This is a genomic window from Hymenobacter qilianensis (assembly GCF_014489555.1).
GTDB lineage: Bacteria > Bacteroidota > Bacteroidia > Cytophagales > Hymenobacteraceae > Hymenobacter > Hymenobacter qilianensis.
Genome location: NZ_CP060784.1, coordinates 3988311 through 4008832 on the forward strand (window position 1 = coordinate 3988311; position 20522 = coordinate 4008832).

Sequence of the window (20522 nt, forward strand, 5' to 3'; positions counted from 1 at the left end):
AAACACTTTCTCAGGCCAGATGCTTCTATACTACGCTGCCAGTGGTGCGTATAAGGTTCTGTACATCTGATTATTCGCTTTGCCGACTCCTACTCTTCTGTTTTATATTCTGCTCAGCATCAACCTCGTGTTGATTGGGTGGCTGCTGTGGCGCTACGTGCAGGAGCGTCGTTTCCGGCGCCTGCCTTACATTGCTCCGGCCGTGCGTGACTGGGAGCAGCACCAACCCGATCCTTCGTCGCCGCTGCGCCACCGCATTGCCCTGGTAGGCGACCTGGGCGCCGTAGCCACCGACGGCCGCGACCCGGTACTGAACCTGCTGCACAGCTGGCTGGAGGAAGCCGGCGCCAACAGCACTGTGGTTATACTCGGCGATAATGTATACCCGACGGGGCTGCCTGCCGAAACGTCCATCGGCCGAGCGGCGGCGGAGCGACGCCTGGATATTCAGCTCGATGCCTTGCGCTATCCTGGTCGGGTGGTGTTTTTGAGTGGTAACCATGATTGGAATAAAGGCCGCAGCGACGGTTTTCAGTATCTGCTGCGGCAGGAAGCCTACGTGCGCGAGCATTTGCCCGCTGCCCAATATTTGCCCCCCGGCGGCTGCCCCGATCCCGTAACCGTGCAGTTGGCCGACAACCTGCTGCTTGTGGTGCTCAATACGCAGTGGTGGGTGCAGCACGGCACGCGCCCGCTGGGAGCAGCCTACGGCTGCAAGGCCACAGATAGCCGCATGCCTTTTCAGCAGTTACAGTTGCTGCTCGACGCCAACCGCCACCAGCAGATTGTGGTGGCCGGGCATCATCCGCTGTATTCCAACGCCATGCATGGGGGGCAATTCACGACCAAGCAGCACGTATTTCCGCTCACGGCCGTTCATAAAAGGGCGTATGTGCCGCTCCCGGGCGTGGGCTCCCTGTTTCCGATATATAGGCGCATAGTGGGCGCGGAGGAAGATATGGCCCATCCGCGCTACCGCAAAATGCGCCGCCGCCTGCTGCGCGTGCTGCACCAATTTCCCAATATCATCTACGCCGCCGGCCACGATCACAACCTGCAATATTTTGCCTACAAGAATGGCCACTACTTAGTCAGTGGCTCGGGCAGCAAAACGGCCTATGTGGGCAAGGGCGGTAAAGCAACCTTCACGCACGAGCACAAAGGTTTCTTCACGCTGGACTTTTACGAGAACGGGGAAGCCTGGCTACGCACGCTGGAGCCCGGGAACGCCGACGGCACCGAGCGCGCCCCCGAACCATTTCGGCGGCGCTTGCTAAGCAGTCTGGGGGACATTTCCGGCGCGGCGTCTACTCCGACGCGGGCGTCAGCACCTGCAAGCTCCGCGGATTAATCTTGACCTCAACCGGCGTATCCAGCTCCAAAGGTTCGCCATCTACCTGCACGAGTACACGCGCCTGTCCCGGCACCTGAATGCTGGCATGGCGGCAGCGCAGGCGCCGCGTATACACCGACGTATCGAAGGCATCGGTGTAGAGATGATATAGAATGCCCAGGGAAGCCGTGGCGGGAAATGGCTCAATCAAACACAGCTCAAACTCGCCGTCGTCGAGGTAGCTGTCGGGGTTGATAACTACGTTGCTGCCAAACGTGCTGGCGTTGGCAATGGTGAGCATAAACGCCGGCCCTTCAAACTGCTCACGGTCGGTTTCGATGCGGTAGGTGGCGGGCTCGTAGCTCAGATATTCCTGCAAGGCAATGCGAATATAAGCGCCCGGGCCGCGCGTGTCGCCGTTGCAGAAACGCTCCACTACCAGCGCGTTAAAACCCAGGTCGGCAAGGTGAACCGAAAAATTCCCGCCCACGTGCAGGGTATCCAGCGCACGCAATTGGTGCTGCCAGATCACCTCCAAAGCACCGTTTATATCCTGCGGAATGCTCAGGTCTTTGGACAGCCCGTTGCCCGACCCCAACGGTAGGATTCCGAGCGGAATTTTGCCCCCCAGCAGCGCTTCACCCACTAAGTTCACGGTGCCATCGCCACCGGCGGCAAACACGGCATCGTAGGCGTTGGCGGCTAGGTGCGCCTTGAGTTTGTCGAGGTCGTTTTCGCCAGACGTATGAAAAAACCCGGCATGGCGGCCGCGCTGCGAGCAGAAATCAGTGATGGTGCTTTCTATGCTCTGCTTATCGATGTCGCCGGAAATCGGATTGAGGACAAACAGCAGCGAGTGCAGGTTGGGCGTTGATTCAGCGGCCATTGTTAAAATGTTTTAAGAATAAAAAAGAGGAGAACGAAGGCGGATAATGAGTTTCCTGAACTCCACCTTAGTTCTCCTCTCCTGTTCAGGATCAGGCAATTACTGCTTCAGTCCGCTGGGCACGCCACCGGGGAAGCGCTCCGCGATTTCCGTCTCCAGCACGCCCACGCGGTTGCCCGGGTCGGGGTGCGTGCTCATAAACTCAGGGCCGCGGCTCTGGCCACCAGCCTGCGCCAGAATCTGCATTACCTGAATCATAGCGCGGGGGTCGTAGCCGGCGTCGGCGGTGTATTGCACGGCCAGGCGGTCCGATTCGAGCTCATCTTCACGTCCGAAGCGCAAGGACACCACCTTGGCAATAGCCGCCGCTACGGCCGCTTTGCCAATAGAGCTGCCGGGGCTGTCGGGGTCGTAGGCGGCGATGGTGGCGGCACCGGCCAAGCCTTGCGTCAGCTGCGATTTAGCTAACTGCTCAGCCGAATGGCGGCCGATAACGTGGCCAATCTCGTGGGCCAGCACGCCGGCCACTTGCCCTTCCGTCTTCATGTTTTTCAGCAATCCGGCCGTGATAAATACCTGCCCGCCGGGCAAGGCAAACGCATTGATAGTCTGCTCATCGGCCAGCAGATGAAAATCGAATTTGTAGGGCGACTGGTCGGCCTTGGACGACTGCACCAGCGTGGCGCCAATGCGCTTTATGGCAGCGCTAGCCTGCTGATCGGGGTGCAGACCACCGTATTGCTGGGCCATTTGGGGAGCAGCCTGTAACCCGAGCGCAATTTCCTGCTCAGTGGTCATGTTTACGTGCTGCACCTCACCGGTCACGGGGTTCGTCTGGCGGTTACAGTAATAGGTCACAAAAGAAAAGGCTGCGACGGCCAGGGCAATCAAATAACGAAGGCTTCCTCTCATGGTAGTAGGGAGAATTAAGGGAGGGAAAAGGCGGCTTCAAAGTGGGCCGACGGGCTTCTAACGCGCACTCCGCAGTAGGGTTGCTTGCAGTGAGGCACCCTATTTGCCACGATTAGCGTATCAGGCGCAAAACTGGTCCGCAACCGGTTCCTGTTGTCCTCTTGTACCTTCTAATCTCCCTCTTCCTTGAATCAAAAACGCACCTTCGGCGCCATCCTCACCATCCTAGGTATCATCGGCATTATTTACGCCGCCCTTGGCTTTTTAGGAATAGCTGGCATAAATCTCAGCAAAATCAATAGCCTGGTGCCCTTCATTGTGGGCCTTATTTTCTTCTTCGCGGGCATCAACCTGGTCAAAACCACCAGCGACAGGGCCTAGCCGAAATTCTACTTTCGGAAAGTAACACTTCACAAAAAAAGCCCCCAGAGCAGTTCTGGGGGCTTTTTTTTATGGCTTGCATTCTTTGCTAGTTCAGGCCTTTCACCTGGGCAAAAGCCTGTAGAGCCGGATCTAGCTCGAGCCAGTCGGAATCGTAGCGGACGCCGGAAGGTGCGTGCGCAAACAGTACAGTGCCATCTTTTATGGTTCGGATGATAGCGCTGCTTTCCTTCATCGGCAGGGCGGGGCAGCCCTGGCTGCGCCCCAGACGCCCGTGCCGCTGCACAAATTCCTCACACACATATTCAGCTCCGTGCACTACCACGGCCCGGCTGGCCGCATTCGTATTATAGCTCGGGTCCACGCCGCGCAGACGCAGCGACAAGCCGTGCTTACCGGTGTAGGTGTGGCTCGTTACGTAAAAGCCCAGGCTGCTCATCTCCGAACCTACCCGATTGGAAAAAGCCTGCGCAAACTCCTGACCCGTGTTTATGCCGTGGGCAACCAGTGTATGATGCACCACCCGTGATTTCTGCAAATCAATGACCCACAGACGCTTAAGACGACTAGAGCGGTTGAAATCGATGATAGTAAGGGTATTTTTGGAAGGATTTGCCAAGCCGCGCTTTTGAAGCTGGTAATAGCCCATCAGCGCCTGCCGATACACATCAAGGGGAAGTCCGGAGGCAGGGAGGCCCGCCAAAGCGTACGTATGCAGCGTATGCTGCTCAAAAGCCGCCAAGTAAGTAGCCCGCCGATTTTCGCTCAAAACCGATTCCGGGGCGTTATCGGCAGCTGAGTTAGGTTTCGCGGCAGGAACGGCTTCTGGGGGGCAAAAAAGGGATAAAAGACTCAAGGAAAGGCAAGCGAAGGCAGTCGGTGTACGCATTATCGGCTGGAACTTGTGTTGCGGAAATAGGGTAAAACAGGGCTTACGCAAAAGTCGGGCCCTTCAACCCTAACAGCATGATGCATTAATTATTGCCTAAAGAACTCAAAAATCGCTTTGTGCCTGCTGATACTCAATTACCTGAATAGCAGAAAATCGTGTTTGATTTCAGTATCCGGAAGTCGTCAACTCGCATTTAAGCATGACTGATTACCATTTAAGGCACAAATTGCTACTACAAAAATTAATGAAATACAATGAAACATTCTATTTTTTTCACTGTATTATACAATATAGTTGCTTTCGCGTTATAAAATTCTCTTACCCTCCGCCCCTCCCACCTACTGCATCTGATTCGCTTGAGTAAGCGGGTTCATGATTTACTCTTGTCATACAGCCTCTTATGACAACGTTTAGCATTTTATCGAAACAACTGCACTGTGAGTTGCGGCCGCTGATGCATGCGGCTGAAATTTCACCCCAGATTCAGCAGCAGCTGTTGGCTCGTCTGACATTGTTCCTGCTTTTCACTTCGCGCCAGCCACCAGCTACGCTCAGTGTTCGAGTGCCCCAACCTCTGGAAGGTGCTGAGTTGACGCTTTATTACACCAACGGCCAGCAGATCACGCTGCTTACGCGCCATACCCGAGCATTAGCGCCCGCGACCGAAAAACTTTATGATACGATGGTAACCTTGCAGCAGCGTGGTCGGCAATTAATACAAAAAGCTTGTTACAGCTGGGAAATGGGACGCGTGTTTGATACTTACTGCAACCGTAGCGCTTAGAAGAACACGCAGCATAGTTTAATCTTGCCTTATCAAGCCACCAATCAGGTTTTATACTTAGAGCTTTTACCCTATTGTATGCTTGAAAGCATCAATAAGAATTATAAGCGAAACCTATTAGCAGAATGTAATCTGACTTAAAGAATTACATTTTAAAGCGGCGTCACGTATAAGATGGTCTGCTTGTTGTTTATGTAGAAATTATCCTTAAATTTAGGCGTTAAATTGTCTTTTGCTAAGCAACAATAAAGCAAATAGATACTTGCATATTGGTTTTCTTTCGCATCAAAACTAACTCTCTGACCTTTAGAAGTAGCATTTGAGCAGAATTAGGGTGTAATTTCAGCAGATTAGACGGCAAGTTATTTCCAGCCTACTGATCAGCTTCAATTATTTCTTACTTCTGACCCCTCCATCTGGCCCCCATTCGCTTACGATTACGCTTACCAGTACCTCGCCCCGCTCCCTGCTTCCGCCTTTGCATTTCTCTTATTCATGTCTTCCTTGCCGCACTTAATCGCGCGTGCTACGGCTGCCTATTACCGACAGGCCCGTGAGCTTTATCCTACTGAAACTGACTTTAACGACTGGCTCGATACGCTGGACGCAGACAACCGTCGCCGATACAAACAGCAAGGTCTGGATATGACCTGTCTGCTTCCGCAGTTTCAGCTTTTTTGTCTGGAGCGGCGTGGTATCTATCTACGCGAGTTTATGGCGGCTCGCCTTACTGCCGATCAGTTTGAGTATTGGGAGCAGGAGAAAGCTATTTCGGATTTTAAGCCGTCTGCCCCGCCCACTGACTTATTCTAAGCAACTAATTTTCTTTCGACCGGTTTCAAACAAGTAGCTTAGCGGCTTAGCGTCGAAAACCCAGTCCGTCAACGGCCGACCTATTGCCTTATCTTGGCGCTTGGCAGTATATGCACCTATTTCGATTTTTTGCAGCCGGAGCGGCTACCTTTCTGCTGACTGCCTGTGGGCATGCGTTGCCCAAAATAGAAGGGTTTGATGATGCGGCATGGCGCAGCGACCCCTACGCCTGCCAAAATAAGCGAGCCGCGCAGCTGCCCGCTCTGAATCGCTACCGCGACCAGCTCTATGGCGCGCGCATCGCCAGCATTGACAACTTACTCGGCCGCCCCGATGAGGAAGAACTGAGCGCTCAGACGGAGAAAACTTACTTCTATTATGTGGAGCCCGGTACGCAGTGCGAGCCAAGCCATCAGCGTTCCTCGGCCAATAAGCTTACCTTACGCTTCGGCCCCTTGGGAGTAGTAACAGAGGTTTTGTATGAACGTCCCTTAGCAGTGCCGGCATCATAGAATACCGTGAAAGGATATTTATGGCAGCAAGGCAATAAGCGGAAAACCAACCACAAAAAAGCCCCCGGAGATGTTTCCGGGGGGCTTTTTTGTGGTTGAAAATATCTTGTTCAATAAATAGTTAAAGCTGTTTAGCCTAATCCGCCTTCGTTGGAATCGTTTTTATTGGGTTGATCGGGCTGTTGGTTTTGCTCAGCGCGGAAGACACTTAACTGAGTGGGAGTTAGAATGCGGCTACACTCAGCTTCGTATTGCGCCTCCAGCTCAGCGGCTTTCTGACGGCGCTGCTCAGCATCCGTGTATTCGTACTCAATCTCATCCAGACGGGCAAGCTTAATCTGATTGACGGAGCGTAACCGGATGTACTGATCTTCATTCAGGCGAAGGTTGCTGCTCATACCACGCGTAAGATCATCGACGCGAGTTAAAGAAGGCATCAGGCTGCCCGGACGCTCTGCATAAACGTCACGCTTTTGGGCGGTGGCAGTACCGCAAAAACAACCTAAAATAAGTGCGAGTAAAAGTATTGATTTCATAAAAAGTGAAGGAGTCATGAATGGTAAGCTTATCCTGAAAACTAACGCTGTAACGAGTGGATAATAAAAAGGTTTTGTTTATCCCCTCTTACTTATAGTACAAATATATATGCCATTAGTATAACAAACAAAAGATTTGCAATTTTTTGTTTGCTGAGTCCAAATGAGCTTACCAGAACCAGTTATTTATTCTTTACAACCAGCTACGGTCAGACAGAAAAAGCCCCCCAGAATAGTTCTGAGGGGCTTTTTTATGTGCCTTTTTGTATAGGCATCTATTATTCAATTCCCTTCATGGGCTTATGATCAGGGCTTTTAAAGTACTGCATGGCGATGAGCGAGACAATCATGCCGCCCATTGCACCTTGCAATACAATGGCGAGGAAGGCAATGGTAACCGATAAGTCAAAGCCAAACAGATCTTGCGCCTGCGTCTGCTCCATAAAATCGCGATTAATGGAGGAATAGATAATAAAGAACAAACCGAAAGCGACGGAGGCCACGAGCGCAGTTACGATGCCCGTACCAAAACCCTGTAAATACGGCAGCTTGTCGCCTTTCTCACGCTTGAGGCGCGCAATTGCCACGCAGGCACCTATGGCCAGAATACCGGCATTCAGGAAGCTGTATTCGATGCGAACAAAGCCCAGCAGATTGGCGATCAGGAAGTAAGCCATCATCGCAACGCCCGTGATCAGGCCTACGCGAACTCCATTGTTTTCAGCGGTTAGTCGAAACGCACCCATACAGGTAAAGGGGAAAATGTGAAAAGGTGAATCAGTGATGTAGAGGAACTGCCAGGGCAACGATAACTGTTAGTCAGTCGCCTAAGATTAGCATTTCCATTTGCTTTTTATACTCTTTTACCCGGTGGGATGTTGTGCAAGCCATATATTTTTTTGGTTTCTGGCACCGCAAGGGGCTTTTTTTCGAGCCAAATTATTGAGTATGAGCAGTCCGCTGTCTTCACCTGATTGTCTAATTTACCTTATAAGGTAATCCGGACAGCACGTGCGCGGGGCATTTTGCGTACTTTTGCGCGCCGAATTGTCCTTATTCCAAGGTTGGCACCAACGATTTTTCGTTTTCAGCATCTACACCTCTATGATTAGTACCTCCAATGTAAGTCTGCGCTACGGTAAGCGCATATTGTTTGAAGATGTTACCATTAAGTTCATGCCCGGCAACGTGTATGGCCTCATTGGAGCGAATGGAGCCGGCAAATCCACGTTTCTAAAGATATTATCGGGCGAAATTGAGCCTAACACGGGCTCGGTGAACATGCCTGCCGGCGCCCGCCTCTCAGTGCTGCGCCAGGATCAGTTTGCTTACGACCAATACCCCGTTCTCCAAACCGTTATCATGGGCCACACGCGCCTGTGGAAGGTAATGGAGGAGAAAGACGCACTCTATGCCAAGGCCGACTTCACAGACGCTGATGGCGAACGGGCTGCGCAGCTGGAAGGCGAATTTGCTGACCTAGAAGGCTGGAATGCTGAGTACGAAGCGGCTGAATTGCTGTCGGGCCTGGGTATTGGCGAAGACAAGCACTATACAATGATGGCCGACCTCGGCGGCTCCGACAAAGTGCGGGTGCTGCTGGCCCAAGCCTTATTCGGTAACCCCGATGTGCTGCTGCTTGACGAGCCTACCAACGGCCTGGATGCCGAAACGGTGCTGTGGCTGGAAAACTTCCTCGACTCGTTTCAGAATACAGTGATTGTGGTCAGCCACGACCGCCACTTCCTCGATGCCGTGTGTAACTACATGGCCGATCTGGATTTCTCGAAACTCACGATGTTTCCCGGCAACTACTCCTTCTGGTACGAAAGCTCCCAGCTGGTGATGAAGCAGAAGCAGGATGCCAACAAGAAGACCGACGACAAGCGCAAAGAGCTCGAAGAGTTCGTGCGTCGCTTCTCGGCCAACGCCAGCAAAAGCAAGCAAGCTACGTCGCGCCAGAAGCTGCTGCAAAAGCTGACGCTGGAAGACATTAAGCCTAGCTCGCGTCGCTATCCGTATATCGCTTTCAAAGCGGATCGTGAGGCCGGCAACCAGTTGCTAACGGTAGAGAATCTGAGCAAAAAGGTGGACGGCCAAACGGTATTCCGCAACGTTACCTTCTCGCTGGATAAAAAGGATAAAGTAGCCATCATCAGCCGCGACGACCGCGCGCCTTCCCTCCTATTTGATATCCTGTTCGAGCAGATCCGGCCGGACACGGGCAACTTCAAATGGGGCACCACCATTACGCCATCCTACTTTCCGCGCGAAAACCACGAGTTCTTCGATACCGACCTGAACCTGGTGGATTGGCTGCGTCAGTACTCTACGGAGAAGGATGAGAGCTTTATTCGCGGCTTTTTGGGCCGCATGCTGTTCTCGGGTGAAGAGTCGCTGAAGAAGTCGAACGTGCTAAGCGGGGGCGAAAAGGTGCGCTGCATGTTGTCCAAAATGATGTTGGAGAGCGGCAACGTACTCGTGCTCGACGACCCAACGAACCACCTCGATCTGGAAAGCATTACGGCGCTCAACAACAGCCTGCGTGATTATACCGGCTCGATGATGTTCGTATCCCACGACTTACAGTTTATTGAAACGATTGCCAATCGCATTATCGAGCTTACGCCCGACGGCATCATCGACCGGCGTATGAGCTACGAAGAATACCTGGCCGACGAGACCATTAAGGCTCAACGCCAACGTATGTACCAACTTGTGTCTTAAGCTCGTTGTAGCTATCTATGAAACGCACCTTGCTCCCGTGGGCCCTGGCTGGGGCCGCCCTGTTTATGGCTCCGGCCGCTGCTTTGGCCCAAACTGACACTACGGCCCGGCCTGCTCCGGCCAAGCCGCAGTTGAATACGGCTCCTCCAGCCGCACCGGTACCTACTACGCCCACGCCTGCTCCACAGAAAGAGTACGAGGCGCGCCCCAGCGTACCCGTACCGGCCCCGCCACCCGTAGATCAGCCCTTGCCTACTCAGACTCGCCCCAACCCGGACAGCCCATCGGGGTTGGAGTTTCCGGAAGGTAGCCGGGCTTCGGAGCAGCCGAAGCCACTACGTAAGTACTTTTTGTACGCCAACTTTGGCCTCGGCTACAATGGCAGCTCAGCTTACGGCAGCCAGTTCAGCGCCAGCATAGCGCCCGCTATTGGCTACCGTATCAATGAGCGATTTGCGGTGGGCCCGGGCATATCGTATGCTTTCAACAACTACTCTATTCCGGCTCAGTTTCGGGCTCCGGGCACGCCTTCAAGCTATCAAACCAATAATATTGGGTTGAAGGGCTTTGCTCAGTTCATCTTCTACAAAGACTTTTTTGTGCACGGTGAATATGAAGTAACACGTGCGGAAGTGCTATTTCAGGACCAGAATACGGGCGTTATTTCGACCGGCAAAATAACCGTGAATACACCGCTGGCAGGCGTTGGCTACCGCAGCCGCTTCAGCGACCGGGCTGCCGCCGATATTGTAGTGCTCTACAACTTCAACGACGGCCTCGACGATATCTATGGTCAGCCTGTTATTCGTTTCAGCTTCCTGTTCGACCTGAAGTAAGCTAAAAAGCCCCCCAGCGGGGCTTGAACGCAAAAGAGCCGCTGTTCCATCTGGAACAGCGGCTCTTTTTGTTTTTAGATACTTATCAAGCTGAGCAGCACCTAACAGCTACTCACGTAGGGGCATTTAAACTGTGCCGCCCCGAACCAAACGCAATACTACAGCGATGATGGCAATGACTAGCAAAATGTGAATCAAGTTGCCTAAGCCAAAGCTATTGAAGCCCAGGAAGCCGAGCAGCCAAATAATAACGAGGATGACGGCAATGATGTACAGGAGATTTCCCATGGTATTAGGGTTGAGGTGTAGGGTGAGGGAAAAACAAATTCATCGGAAGCTAGTTGATTGTGGTTAGGAAACCAATTAGCAAGCGATTTGCGGTTTTGTACGCGCCGCTTTTCAAAAAAGATATATCTCAATAGCGCAATTAATTTATTAGGACACTTAAATATCAACTAAAAGCGCCCTCACAGGCTGTAATGCGCATTTATTAGTTCGGTTTATTTTTTTCAGATTGTACTTAATTGACTTATTAGGTAGCGAATAGTATTCTCTAGGCTGACCATTAGCGCTTACAGTTGGGGCTGGCTGCATTTCAGATTAGTTTTGCGCGTCGGCCTATTGGCTTGCACATCCATCTTCCCACCCACTTCTCTTTCGTATGCTCCACGTCGCCGTTATTGGCTCGGGCACTATGGGCAATGGCATTGCCCACGTTTTTGCCCAGCACGGATTTCCCGTTACCCTTATTGATATTTCGCAGCCCGCTCTGGATAAAGCTTTAGGTACGATTGGCAAAAATCTGGACCGCCAGGTAGCCAAAGGCAGCCTCAGCGAAGACGATAAAACGGCCACTTTAAGCCGCATCACTACTCACACCAGCATTGCTGAAGGTGTCACCAACGCCCAGCTTGTGGTGGAAGCGGCCACTGAAAACGTGGATTTGAAGCTGCAAATTTTCCGCGACCTCGACCTGTACGCGCCCGAGGGAGCCATTCTGGCTTCGAACACCTCTTCCATTTCCATTACGCGCATTGCCGCCGTCACCAAGCGTGCCGAGCAGGTAATCGGGATGCACTTTATGAATCCGGTGCCGGTAATGAAGCTCGTGGAAGTCATTCGCGGGTACGCCACCTCCGATGCCGTGACCCAGCAGGTGATGGACATTTCGCGCCAGCTCGGCAAAACACCCACGGAAGTCAATGATTACCCTGGCTTCGTGGCCAACCGCATTCTGATGCCCATGATCAATGAAGCTATCTATAGCCTGTTTGAGGGCGTGGCCGGTGTGGAGGAAATCGACACGGTAATGAAACTAGGTATGGCCCACCCCATGGGCCCTTTGCAGCTTGCCGACTTTATTGGCCTTGATGTGTGCCTTGCTATTCTGCGGGTACTGCACGATGGTCTGGGTAATCCTAAATACGCTCCGTGTCCGCTGCTGGTGAATATGGTAATGGCCGGCCGCCTGGGCGTAAAATCGGGCGAAGGCTTCTACACGCACACACCGGGCAGCAAGGACCTTGTGGTAGCTTCTCGGTTTCAGAAATAAGTTTTTGTTGTAAAAAAGCCCCCAGAAAGTGCCTGGGGGCTTTTTCTGCGCCTAAACTCAGCGGCTTCTGCGCTAACCTTCAGGGCCCTCTGCGGGCTAATTTCGTTGAACGACAGTTCCCGCAGAAGCCGCTGAGTTGTTCTTTAGAGGTGACAGGTAGGGTTTTAAACTTTTCGGGCCCGGATTCCCTTTTTAGCGTAGAACAAATCTGCTGATGGCAATTGGGCCTTCATTGCTAAATAACCGTCAGTACTTAACCTAGACCAACCCTTGATAATGGAACAAGCAACATTTGGCGCCGGCTGCTTCTGGTGCGTAGAGGCCGTTTTTCAGAACCTGGAAGGCGTGGAGAAAGTCGTGTCGGGCTACACCGGCGGACGCATTGCCAACCCGACCTACAAAGAAGTTTGCAGCGGCCTGACGGGTCATAACGAGGTAACGCAAATCACCTTCGATCCGCAGAAGATAACGTTTGAAGAGCTGCTCGAAGTATTCTGGAAAACCCACGACCCGACGACCCTCAACCGCCAGGGCAACGACGTAGGCGACCAGTACCGCTCCGGCATTTATTACCACAACGAGGAGCAAAAGCGCTTGGCTGAGGAGTACAAACAGAAGCTCAACGATGCCCACGCTTTCCCCAAGCCCATCGTGACGGAAATTCTGCCTTTAGGCACGTTTTATCGGGCCGAAGACTACCACCAGAACTACTTTAACCTGAACGGCAGCCAGCCTTACTGCCAGTTTGTAGTGAAGCCGAAAGTAGACAAGGTGAAAGCGGTATTTGGCGAAAAGCTCAAAAAAGCAACTGCTTAAAGAGCGCGTTTTCAGCACTGAACAAAAAAGCCCCCAGAACAGTTCTGGGGGGCTTTTTTAGGCCAACACGACAAAAAACTATTATTTTAAGCCTACCAACTGATAACCGGGCGCTGCACCACCAATTCCGGGGTTAGCCTTACATTCGGTTTCACTTGGCGGGCGTTGGTCTACCGCCTCTTTTTCACCTGATTTCTACTCCCAATATGGCCGCCAACGACTCAGCCCTCCTAGCCTTGCTGGCCCAAAAATGTCCGCGCTGTCATCGGGGCAACCTTTTTACGCACTCGGCTTTCAACCTGAGCAAGTTCACGGACATGCCCGCCAGCTGCCCGGTCTGCGGGCTGCAATACGAGCCCGAAACCGGTTTTTACTGGGGCGCCATGTACATCAGCTACGCCTTCTCAACGGGCATTGTGATTATGGTTGGGGTGCTGCTCTACAACTTTTTCGGCGACCCGGATACGTGGGTGTACATTGTGACGGTGTCTATTGCTGTGCTGCTGTTTACGCCTGTGCTGCTGCGCTACTCCCGCGCCGTGATGCTGTACTTCTTCGGCGGCACCCACTACGACCCCGAGAGGGCTAAGCGCCCATTCCCTGCTTCAAACGACTAAAGCCAGTTACTCATTTATTCGCAGTTGCCGGGTGGTCGGTGGGTGTGGTTTGTTGCGGCTCATTAGTCATACCCTTGCTCTCAGGGCTTCTAAGTGCTTTATAAACCTCAAACCAGCCCGTGCTCAGAGCCGCAACGCCGGCGCATGTTACTAATTGCAGCCAGGTAAGCGATTGTAGCTGAAACAGTTGCTGAAGAGCAGGCACCGTGAGGCAAAGCGCCAACAATACCAGCGTGAGGGCCAGCATAGCAGGCAGAAGCGGATTATGATAATGCAGCGAGCGGCGCAGCGTGTGGTGGCGCGAGCGGCTGACGAGCGTGAGCAGCACATTGGCCAGCACCAGGGTGGTAAAGGTGAGGGTGCGGGTCAGCGGCTCGGAATAGCCCTGCATCAGGGCGTAAGCGGCCACACCCAGCACTCCTGCGGCAATTATAAGGCCCTGCAAAAGGCTGCCGCCCAGCTCCCCAAGTTGCAGAAAAGTAGTCGTGGCGGGCCGGGGCGGGCGCTGCATGGTATCGGCTTCCATCGGCTCATTCTCGAAAATAATGGAGCAGGTGGGTCCCATGATAAGCTCCAGAAAGATGACGTGCACCGGCCCCAGCAGCACCGGATACTGCCACGCCAGCAAGGAAGGCACCAGCACCGTGAGAATCAGCGGAATATGGATGGCGATGATGTACTGCACTGCCTTTTTCAGATTGTCATAAATCCGGCGGCCGTAGCTGATGGCCGTAACCATTCCACCCAGATCATCATCCAGCAACACCAGATCGGCGGCTTGCCGGGCCAGCTCGGTGCCGCGGTGGCCCATGGCTACCCCAATGTGGGCCGCCTTGAGAGCTGGCCCATCGTTGACCCCGTCGCCAGTCATTGCCACCACTTGGCCATTTGCTTTTAGCGCTTCGATCACGCGCAGCTTGGCTTCAGGAAACATGCGGGCATACAAATCGACCTTTCCTACCTGCTGTTCCAAGGCCGCAGGTTCCAGCGCCATTACTTCAGCTCCGGTTAGCACAGGCTCTTTATGTCGAAGTCCGACCTGTTGGGCTATGGCCTCAGCAGTCAGGGCATTATCACCGGTTATCATTTTCACCTGTAGGCCTGCTTCGTAAAGCTGGCGGAGCACGGCCGCTGCTGTCGGCTTCGGTGGATCAGTGAAAGCAACCAGGCCCTTAAATTCCCAGGCAAAATCTTCCTGAGAGGCCGGATACACCTCAGGGATATCCGTGCAGCGGGCTACCCCAGCACCCGCAGGCCCGCCGCCGCCAGCTGCGTAAGCGCTGCCAACGCCTGAGCCTTCTCCGCTTCGGGCAGCTGGCACCGGGCAATAATACCTTCGGGTGCGCCCTTGCAGGCAACGATCAGGCGGCCATCGGCATGCGCAAATATATGCGTCATCATGGGGGGCTTTTCTCCCAGCGGATACTCGTGCACCATGCGGTAAGCCGGGCGCTGGTCGCGGGAAGTTGTTTGGGTATAGGCCCGATGCAATGCCTGCTCCATCGGATCGAAGGGCGAAGGCTCGCTGGCCCACATTGCGGTTGCCAGTAAGTCAGACAGCGGCGCCGGAAGCTCTTTTTGCTCCTCAAAAGGGATTGGCCCTGTCTGGCCCGGGCAGTAAAGCTGGCTCAGCGCCATTCGATTCTGGGTGAGCGTTCCGGTTTTATCGACGCAGATAACGGTGGCCGAACCCAGCGTTTCTACCGTTTGCGGCTGCTTGGTGAGCAGGCGCTGCTGCATTAGCCGCCACGCGCCCAAGGCCATAAAAGACGACAGCGCCACCGGAATTTCCTCCGGCAACACGGCCATAGCAATCGTTAGCCCATGCAACAGCCCATGCGCTAGGCTGCCCGATTCCCACCAGTTGTAGGCCCACACAACTATAAAAGCAACGCCGCCCACCATCGCCATGCGGCGCACGAAGGAGCGCACCTGCTGCTGAAGCGGTGTGGGCGGCGTTTTCACCTGTGAAATTAGCCCCCAATAAGGCCAAGCCGGGTCTGGCTGCCCACTGCCGTTATCTGTACGACGCCCGTGCCGCCAACCACCGACGAGCCCGCAAACAGCTGCTGCTCACCGGCGGCCGCTTTGCTCACCGCCAACGACTCTCCCGTCAAAAACGACTCGTCGGCTTCCAGGTCATGGGCTTCCAGCAATACGCCATCGGCCCCCACCTGCTCACCTTCCGCCACCAGCAGTATATCGCCGACCACAAGCTCGGCGGCGGGTAGCGCTACGTCCTGCCCGGCCCGGCGCACGCGCGCCAGCGGCTGCGCCAGCTGTTGCAAAGCAAGCAAAGCCCGGTCGCTGCGGGCCTCCTGATACAGGGAGATGCCCGCCACAATTGCGGTGGCTGCCAGCAGAACGTAGGCTTCGGAATAGCTGCCAATAATGAGGTAAATGCCCGCCGTAACGACCAGCAGCACAAACATCGGCTCGGTTGCAATGCCCCGCACAATGCCCCAAAATCGGTGGCGAGTGGCTGGTGCCATCACGTTTTGCCCGAAGCGCTGTCTTTGAAAAAGCACCTCGTCGGCACTCAACCCTTCAGGTATGATTTCGGACCGGGGCGCTTTGGTAGCGGAAGCAGTTTGGAGCGGAGCCAGCATAAGCAAATTCTTAAGAATCAGCTGAGTACTGCCGTGAGTAAGCAGCCGGCAAGAAAGTTACGGCATCCGACTCTTCCTGTCTCTGACGTAAATCATTGGCAGCTTTGATATAAAGCACAAAACCCGCCTTTGGCTTGATTTACAGCGCTGTAAATCAAGCCAAAGGCGGGCTTTGTGCCTTCTTCACTACGGAAGAAAGCTAGTTGTAATAAGCTAAACAGCTACGTTGTGCTCGCGGAGGGCGTCATTCAGGGAGGTTTTCAAATCCGTGCTCGGCTTGCGCTGACCGATAATCAGGGCGCAGGGCACATGAAACTCACCGGCCGGAAACTGCTTGGCATAAGAGCCCGGAATAACCACCGAGCGCGCCGGCACGTGGCCGCGGTACTCTTTGGGCTCGGAGCCGGTTATGTCGATAATTTTGGTGCTGCCGGTAATGGTAACCCCCGCACCGATTACGGCTTCCTTGCCGATGTGGCAGCCTTCCACCAGAATGCTGCGCGAGCCGATAAAAGCGCCATCTTCAATGATAACGGGCGCCGCCTGTACGGGCTCCAAAACGCCCCCCAGACCCACACCGCCACTCAAATGCACGTGTGCGCCCACCTGGGCGCAGGAACCCACCGTCGCCCATGTGTCCACCATGGTGCCCTCGCCTACCCAGGCGCCAATGTTCACGTAGCTGGGCATCAGGATAACGCCGGGGGCCAAAAAGCTGCCGTAGCGAGCCGTGGCGGGCGGCACTACGCGTACGCCCTGGGCTTCGTAGCCGGTTTTGAGGCGCATTTTGTCGCGGTACTCGAAGGGCTTCAGCTCCAGGGTTTCCATCTGCTGAATGGGAAAATACAGGATGACGGCTTTTTTCACCCAGTCGTTTACCTGCCACTGGCCGTCGGTGGTGGGCTGGGCCACGCGCAGGCGGCCTTTATCCAGCTCTTCGATTACGGTGTGAATGGCGTCGGTGGTGGTAGATTCGCGTAGCAGGTCGCGGTTGTCCCAGGCGGCTTCGATGGTACTTTGCAGGTCGGTCATGAAAGTAGAGAAGATGAATTCTAGCCGGTAAAACTACATATTTGGGCAGTAGTTCGACGTTCAGGAAAGTAAACATTCCCTGCGTTTAGAGCTCCTCTACTACAGATCATGAAAAAAATCAGCCTGTTTGTTTTCGGTATTAGTGCGCTGCTGGCTGGCTGTCAGCCCAAAGCCGACACCTTTGCCGGTCGCTTCACCCCGACCGAAACCCCGCAGGCCTTTCGGTACCGGCCGGGCCTGCCGGCGCGGGTGAGCGCCCACCGAGGCGGCGGCAACTACCCCGGCTACCCCGAAAATGCGGTGGAATCTTTCGCTTATCTCACCAGCCAGATATCCACTATCATTGAGTGCGATATCGACCTGACCCGCGACAGTGTGCTGGTGCTGCTACACGATAAAACCCTGGACCGCACGACCACCGGCACCGGTCCGCTCATCAATAAAACGTGGGCCGAATGCCAGGAATACCGGCTGGAGGACAACTTCGGCACCCCTACCAACTTCCGCATTCCTACCCTCGAGCAGGCTCTGCGTTGGGGCAAAGACAAATGCCTGTTCACCCTGGATGTGAAGCGCGGAGTGCCCTTTGCCAAAGTAGTAGACATGATTCATCGCACCGACGCGGCCAGCTATGCGGCCGTTATTACTTACAATGCCCCTGATGCGGCCACGGTGCATCGGCTCGATCCTCAGCTTATGATTTCCGTGTCCATTGGAGGCCAGGAAGACTACGAGCGGCTCCGTGCGGCCGGTGTGCCCGACCAGAACATGATAGCCTTCGTAGGTACCGCCGAGCCCGATCCGGCCCTGTATCAGTTTTTGCATACCAAAGGAATTGCCTGCATTCTGGGCGTCTTGGGCAACCTCGACAAGCAGGCCGAGGCGCGCGGCGACGAGCACTATCGCACCTTCGTGCAGGCCGGCGCCGACATTCTGGCCACCGACCGCCCCCTCGAAGCTGCCCAGGCGCTGCGCTGATGCCCACTCCTACCTCAAGCGGCCGGGTGGTGCTGCTGGCATCGGTACTTAAGCCGCTGAACGACACCCGAATGCTGGGCAAGTTTGCTCGTACCCTACTGGCCCGCCCCAACGTGGTGGTGCACGTGGCGGGCCGACGGGCATCTACTCCCAAAAATGCCCCCACAACCTGCAAACCCACGAGTTGCTGGCTGGTTCGCGCCTGAGCTGGCAGCGGCTGGGAGCGCAATGGCGCTACTGGCAGCTCCTGCGCCGCCTCCACCCCGATCTTGTTTTTGTGCACGCCCCGGAGCTGCTGCCGCTTACTTTATTGTGGCAAAAAACAACGTCTGGGGGGCATTTTATCTATGATGTGCGCGAAAATTACGCTCTCAACATCCAAACGCAGGCCGTATATCCAGCCTGGATCCGCAATACGTTGGCCGGCCTCGTACGCCGGGTAGAAACCTGGGCCGCTAGGCAAGCTGCCGCCGTTGTGCTGGCGGAGCGCAGCTACGCCGATGAGCTGCCATTTGGCAAGTCAGAGCGCACCTTCATTCTCGAAAACAAATACCAGCCTGACCAACACGAGCGAGCCGAATTTGCCCCCAGGCCCTACCCCAGCCCGGTCAGGAGCTGCGCCTGCTGTACTCGGGCACTATTTCCGAGCTGAATGGCGTATTTGAAGCCTTGGAGCTGACACGTTTGTTGCAAGCCGTCTGGCCCCAGGTCCGGCTTACGATTATCGGGTTTTGCCAGCAGCCGGATCTGCTGCGCCGCCTGCATAATGCTATGGCTGCCAGCAACAACGTAGTAACGCTGATTGGCGGCGAAACGCTGGTGCCCCACGAGCAAATTGTGGATGCTATCCGCCAAAGCCACATAGGGCTGCTTCCTTACCGCCCCCATGCCAGCACCTGGCGCTGCCGCCCAACCAAGTTGTTTGAGTATCTGGCCCATGGGCTGCCCGTTCTGATTCCGCCCAATCCGCTCTGGGAAGAGTTGGTGAGTAAGCACCACGCCGGCTTAGTACTCGATTTTGATCGGCTGACTGCGGCTACCGTGGCTGCGGCGTGTGGTGCTCTGGCCGGTCATCAGTTTTATCCGAATGGCATTCCGACCGAAGTATTTTGGAATAGCGAAGCCCATAAACTAAATCGGGTGATAGATTCTATTTAGTAACTGCTGACCTTTGCGCCCCGTTTATGGAACCGGGACCTATTTTTTCTAACTTCGGCCCCTTTTTCTCCGTTCCTCGCCCAAAATCCCCCTTTCTATGAGCACCCTCCGCCAAACCGAAATTGCCGGCGTCGGCCACTACGTACCCGATCGTGTGGTAATGAACGCTGACCTTGAACAACTCATGGATACCACCGACGCCTGGATTCAGGAGCGTACGGGCATCAAGGAGCGCCGTTGGTTCGAGGAAGGCAAAGACACTACCGCTAACATGGGTGCTCAGGCCTCCCGCCGCGCCCTTGAGCAGGCCGGCCTTCAGCCCGACGACGTGCAGCTCATCATTTTCGCCACCCTCTCCCCCGACTATATTTTCCCCGGCTCCGGCGTGCTTTTGCAGCGCGAATTGGGCATCAAGGACAATATTCCAGCGCTCGACGTGCGCAATCAGTGTTCCGGCTTCGTCTATGCGCTTTCGGTCGGCGACCAGTTCATTCGCACCGGCATGTATGATACCGTGCTAGTGGTCGGCTCCGAAATCCATTCCTCCGGTCTGGATAAAAGCACCCGTGGGCGGGCCGTATCGGTCATTTTCGGTGATGGCGCCGGCGCGGTAGTGCTGCGCCCCTGCACGCGCGAGGGCCACGGAATTCTGAGCACTCACCTGCATGCCCAGGGCGAATTTGCCGAGGAGCTCATCGTGAAAGAGCCCGGCTCGAACCGCGAAGACCGCGTTCGGGTGGCCATGGAAAATCAGGAGGAGATGTATCCTTATATGAACGGCACCAACGTGTTTAAGCACGCCGTCGTGCGCTTCCCGCAGGTTATCGGCGAAGCTCTGGCTCAGAATGGCTACCAGCCTCAGGACATCGACATGCTGATTCCGCACCAGGCCAACCTGCGCATCACGCAGTTTGTGCAGCAGAAAATGCAGCTGCCCGATAGCAAAGTGTACAGCAATATTCAGCGCTACGGCAACACTACCGCCGCTTCGGTGCCTATTGCTTTGAGCGAGGCCGTAGGCGAAGGCAAAATCAAGCGCGGCGACCTGGTGTGCCTGGCTGCTTTCGGAAGCGGCTTTACCTGGGCCTCCGCCCTGATTCGCTGGTAAGCTGGTTTTCAATTAACAATTAACAATTAACAATTAGTAA

The 20522-nt window shown here is 54.7% G+C and carries 25 protein-coding genes; 15 read left to right on the forward strand and 10 right to left on the reverse strand.

The window, feature by feature from the left end; all coding sequences use genetic code 11:
• The first annotated feature begins 79 nt into the window (after positions 1 to 79).
• Positions 80 to 1351, forward strand: a complete 1272-nt coding sequence (locus H9L05_RS17990; protein ID WP_223284545.1) for a metallophosphoesterase — start codon at positions 80 to 82, stop codon at positions 1349 to 1351.
• Here the strand turns inward: H9L05_RS17990 and H9L05_RS17995 are convergent.
• Positions 1308 to 2219 (reverse strand): diacylglycerol/lipid kinase family protein, encoded by a 912-nt coding sequence (locus tag H9L05_RS17995; protein ID WP_187732087.1) that lies wholly within the window; start codon positions 2217 to 2219, stop codon positions 1308 to 1310. The genes H9L05_RS17990 and H9L05_RS17995 overlap by 44 nt on opposite strands.
• 99 nt (positions 2220 to 2318) lie before the next feature.
• Entirely contained in the window at positions 2319 to 3077 is a 759-nt protein-coding gene (locus H9L05_RS18000; RefSeq protein WP_223284546.1) for a M48 family metalloprotease, read from the reverse strand.
• Positions 3078 to 3317: 240 nt separating this feature from the next.
• Here H9L05_RS18000 and H9L05_RS18005 point away from each other — a divergent pair, with 240 nt between their 5' ends.
• Positions 3318 to 3512: a hypothetical protein gene (locus H9L05_RS18005; RefSeq protein WP_187732089.1), complete on the forward strand. Its 195-nt coding sequence runs from the start codon at positions 3318 to 3320 to the stop codon at positions 3510 to 3512.
• 88 nt (positions 3513 to 3600) lie between these two features.
• Here the strand turns inward: H9L05_RS18005 and H9L05_RS18010 are convergent, their stop codons facing one another.
• On the reverse strand, positions 3601 to 4281 hold the full coding sequence (locus tag H9L05_RS18010; protein WP_187732090.1) for a murein L,D-transpeptidase catalytic domain family protein: 681 nt from the start codon (positions 4279 to 4281) through the stop codon (positions 3601 to 3603).
• A gap of 577 nt (positions 4282 to 4858) precedes the next feature.
• Here H9L05_RS18010 and H9L05_RS18015 point away from each other — a divergent pair.
• The 3 genes from H9L05_RS18015 to H9L05_RS18025 all read left to right on the forward strand — a co-directional run bounded on the left by H9L05_RS18015 (position 4859) and on the right by H9L05_RS18025 (position 6513).
• Positions 4859 to 5188 carry a hypothetical protein gene (locus tag H9L05_RS18015; protein ID WP_187732091.1) on the forward strand — a complete coding sequence of 110 codons (330 nt, stop codon included), beginning with the start codon at positions 4859 to 4861 and terminating at the stop codon, positions 5186 to 5188.
• A 495-nt stretch (positions 5189 to 5683) separates the two neighbouring features.
• Entirely contained in the window at positions 5684 to 6001 is a 318-nt protein-coding gene (locus tag H9L05_RS18020; RefSeq protein WP_187732092.1) for a hypothetical protein, read from the forward strand.
• A 110-nt stretch (positions 6002 to 6111) separates the two neighbouring features.
• Positions 6112 to 6513 carry a hypothetical protein gene (locus H9L05_RS18025; RefSeq protein ID WP_187732093.1) on the forward strand — a complete coding sequence of 134 codons (402 nt, stop codon included), beginning with the start codon at positions 6112 to 6114 and terminating at the stop codon, positions 6511 to 6513.
• Between the two features lie 131 nt (positions 6514 to 6644).
• On the opposite strand, the gene H9L05_RS18030 is transcribed toward H9L05_RS18025, so the two are convergent.
• Together H9L05_RS18030 and H9L05_RS18035 are read right to left on the reverse strand one after the other, a co-directional pair.
• Positions 6645 to 6950: a hypothetical protein gene (locus H9L05_RS18030; RefSeq protein WP_187732094.1), complete on the reverse strand. Its 306-nt coding sequence runs from the start codon at positions 6948 to 6950 to the stop codon at positions 6645 to 6647.
• A 377-nt stretch (positions 6951 to 7327) separates the two neighbouring features.
• Positions 7328 to 7795: a DUF4199 domain-containing protein gene (locus H9L05_RS18035; protein ID WP_187732095.1), complete on the reverse strand. Its 468-nt coding sequence runs from the start codon at positions 7793 to 7795 to the stop codon at positions 7328 to 7330.
• 358 nt (positions 7796 to 8153) lie between these two features.
• Here H9L05_RS18035 and H9L05_RS18040 point away from each other — a divergent pair, with 358 nt between their 5' ends.
• Both H9L05_RS18040 and H9L05_RS18045 read left to right on the forward strand, forming a co-directional pair.
• A complete protein-coding gene (locus H9L05_RS18040) occupies positions 8154 to 9776 on the forward strand; it encodes an ABC-F family ATP-binding cassette domain-containing protein (protein WP_187732096.1) in 1623 nt (540 codons plus the stop codon).
• A 17-nt stretch (positions 9777 to 9793) separates the two neighbouring features.
• A complete protein-coding gene (locus tag H9L05_RS18045) occupies positions 9794 to 10612 on the forward strand; it encodes a hypothetical protein (protein ID WP_187732097.1) in 819 nt (272 codons plus the stop codon).
• 126 nt (positions 10613 to 10738) lie between these two features.
• Here the strand turns inward: H9L05_RS18045 and H9L05_RS18050 are convergent, their stop codons facing one another.
• Positions 10739 to 10900: a lmo0937 family membrane protein gene (locus H9L05_RS18050; RefSeq protein ID WP_133272977.1), complete on the reverse strand. Its 162-nt coding sequence runs from the start codon at positions 10898 to 10900 to the stop codon at positions 10739 to 10741.
• 373 nt (positions 10901 to 11273) lie between these two features.
• On the opposite strand from H9L05_RS18050, the gene H9L05_RS18055 reads away from it, so the two are divergent.
• The 3 genes from H9L05_RS18055 to H9L05_RS18065 all read left to right on the forward strand — a co-directional run bounded on the left by H9L05_RS18055 (position 11274) and on the right by H9L05_RS18065 (position 13597).
• On the forward strand, positions 11274 to 12164 hold the full coding sequence (locus H9L05_RS18055) for a 3-hydroxyacyl-CoA dehydrogenase family protein (protein ID WP_187732098.1): 891 nt from the start codon (positions 11274 to 11276) through the stop codon (positions 12162 to 12164).
• A gap of 276 nt (positions 12165 to 12440) precedes the next feature.
• Positions 12441 to 12980, forward strand: coding sequence for a peptide-methionine (S)-S-oxide reductase MsrA (gene msrA, locus H9L05_RS18060; protein ID WP_187732099.1), 540 nt, complete (start codon positions 12441 to 12443; stop codon positions 12978 to 12980).
• Positions 12981 to 13186: 206 nt separating this feature from the next.
• Entirely contained in the window at positions 13187 to 13597 is a 411-nt protein-coding gene (locus H9L05_RS18065; protein ID WP_223284547.1) for a DUF983 domain-containing protein, read from the forward strand.
• 10 nt (positions 13598 to 13607) lie between these two features.
• Here the strand turns inward: H9L05_RS18065 and H9L05_RS24140 are convergent, their stop codons facing one another.
• From H9L05_RS24140 to H9L05_RS18075, 4 genes are all read right to left on the reverse strand, one after another.
• Positions 13608 to 14810, reverse strand: coding sequence for an HAD-IC family P-type ATPase (locus H9L05_RS24140; RefSeq protein ID WP_223284548.1), 1203 nt, complete (start codon positions 14808 to 14810; stop codon positions 13608 to 13610).
• 23 nt (positions 14811 to 14833) lie between these two features.
• Positions 14834 to 15562 carry an HAD-IC family P-type ATPase gene (locus H9L05_RS25265; protein ID WP_262892569.1) on the reverse strand — a complete coding sequence of 243 codons (729 nt, stop codon included), beginning with the start codon at positions 15560 to 15562 and terminating at the stop codon, positions 14834 to 14836.
• Positions 15563 to 15570: 8 nt separating this feature from the next.
• Positions 15571 to 16206, reverse strand: coding sequence for a P-type ATPase (locus tag H9L05_RS25270; protein ID WP_262892570.1), 636 nt, complete (start codon positions 16204 to 16206; stop codon positions 15571 to 15573).
• Between the two features lie 213 nt (positions 16207 to 16419).
• A complete protein-coding gene (locus H9L05_RS18075) occupies positions 16420 to 17238 on the reverse strand; it encodes a 2,3,4,5-tetrahydropyridine-2,6-dicarboxylate N-succinyltransferase (RefSeq protein ID WP_187732100.1) in 819 nt (272 codons plus the stop codon).
• Positions 17239 to 17346: 108 nt separating this feature from the next.
• Between H9L05_RS18075 and H9L05_RS18080 the strand changes: the two genes are divergently transcribed.
• The 5 genes from H9L05_RS18080 to H9L05_RS18100 all read left to right on the forward strand — a co-directional run bounded on the left by H9L05_RS18080 (position 17347) and on the right by H9L05_RS18100 (position 20482).
• Positions 17347 to 18216 carry a glycerophosphodiester phosphodiesterase family protein gene (locus tag H9L05_RS18080; protein WP_187732101.1) on the forward strand — a complete coding sequence of 290 codons (870 nt, stop codon included), beginning with the start codon at positions 17347 to 17349 and terminating at the stop codon, positions 18214 to 18216.
• A complete protein-coding gene (locus H9L05_RS18085; RefSeq protein ID WP_187732102.1) occupies positions 18216 to 18422 on the forward strand; it encodes a hypothetical protein in 207 nt (68 codons plus the stop codon). Before H9L05_RS18080 ends, H9L05_RS18085 begins: the two co-directional genes overlap by 1 nt.
• Positions 18401 to 18868, forward strand: coding sequence for a glycosyltransferase family protein (locus tag H9L05_RS18090; protein ID WP_187732103.1), 468 nt, complete (start codon positions 18401 to 18403; stop codon positions 18866 to 18868). Before H9L05_RS18085 ends, H9L05_RS18090 begins: the two co-directional genes overlap by 22 nt.
• A complete protein-coding gene (locus H9L05_RS18095; RefSeq protein WP_394368500.1) occupies positions 18865 to 19374 on the forward strand; it encodes a glycosyltransferase in 510 nt (169 codons plus the stop codon). Before H9L05_RS18090 ends, H9L05_RS18095 begins: the two co-directional genes overlap by 4 nt.
• A 97-nt stretch (positions 19375 to 19471) precedes the next feature.
• A complete protein-coding gene (locus H9L05_RS18100) occupies positions 19472 to 20482 on the forward strand; it encodes a 3-oxoacyl-ACP synthase III family protein (RefSeq protein ID WP_187732104.1) in 1011 nt (336 codons plus the stop codon).
• Positions 20483 to 20522 lie beyond the last annotated feature (40 nt).

Excerpts from the sequence above, each read along its gene's own strand:
- H9L05_RS17995 (WP_187732087.1), bottom strand. The coding sequence starts at position 2,219 with ATGGCCGCTGAATCAACGCCCAACCTGCACTCGCTGCTGTTTGTCCTC.
- H9L05_RS18015 (WP_187732091.1), top strand. The coding sequence starts at position 4,859 with ATGCATGCGGCTGAAATTTCACCCCAGATTCAGCAGCAGCTGTTGGCT.
- H9L05_RS18020 (WP_187732092.1), top strand. The coding sequence starts at position 5,684 with ATGTCTTCCTTGCCGCACTTAATCGCGCGTGCTACGGCTGCCTATTAC.
- H9L05_RS18025 (WP_187732093.1), top strand. The coding sequence starts at position 6,112 with ATGCACCTATTTCGATTTTTTGCAGCCGGAGCGGCTACCTTTCTGCTG.
- H9L05_RS18030 (WP_187732094.1), bottom strand. The coding sequence starts at position 6,950 with ATGCCTTCTTTAACTCGCGTCGATGATCTTACGCGTGGTATGAGCAGC.
- H9L05_RS18035 (WP_187732095.1), bottom strand. The coding sequence starts at position 7,795 with ATGGGTGCGTTTCGACTAACCGCTGAAAACAATGGAGTTCGCGTAGGC.
- H9L05_RS18040 (WP_187732096.1), top strand. The coding sequence starts at position 8,154 with ATGATTAGTACCTCCAATGTAAGTCTGCGCTACGGTAAGCGCATATTG.
- H9L05_RS18045 (WP_187732097.1), top strand. The coding sequence starts at position 9,794 with ATGAAACGCACCTTGCTCCCGTGGGCCCTGGCTGGGGCCGCCCTGTTT.
- H9L05_RS18050 (WP_133272977.1), bottom strand. The coding sequence starts at position 10,900 with ATGGGAAATCTCCTGTACATCATTGCCGTCATCCTCGTTATTATTTGG.
- H9L05_RS18055 (WP_187732098.1), top strand. The coding sequence starts at position 11,274 with ATGCTCCACGTCGCCGTTATTGGCTCGGGCACTATGGGCAATGGCATT.
- msrA (WP_187732099.1), top strand. The coding sequence starts at position 12,441 with ATGGAACAAGCAACATTTGGCGCCGGCTGCTTCTGGTGCGTAGAGGCC.
- H9L05_RS18065 (WP_223284547.1), top strand. The coding sequence starts at position 13,187 with ATGGCCGCCAACGACTCAGCCCTCCTAGCCTTGCTGGCCCAAAAATGT.
- H9L05_RS25270 (WP_262892570.1), bottom strand. The coding sequence starts at position 16,206 with ATGCTGGCTCCGCTCCAAACTGCTTCCGCTACCAAAGCGCCCCGGTCC.
- H9L05_RS18075 (WP_187732100.1), bottom strand. The coding sequence starts at position 17,238 with ATGACCGACCTGCAAAGTACCATCGAAGCCGCCTGGGACAACCGCGAC.
- H9L05_RS18080 (WP_187732101.1), top strand. The coding sequence starts at position 17,347 with ATGAAAAAAATCAGCCTGTTTGTTTTCGGTATTAGTGCGCTGCTGGCT.
- H9L05_RS18085 (WP_187732102.1), top strand. The coding sequence starts at position 18,216 with ATGCCCACTCCTACCTCAAGCGGCCGGGTGGTGCTGCTGGCATCGGTA.
- H9L05_RS18100 (WP_187732104.1), top strand. The coding sequence starts at position 19,472 with ATGAGCACCCTCCGCCAAACCGAAATTGCCGGCGTCGGCCACTACGTA.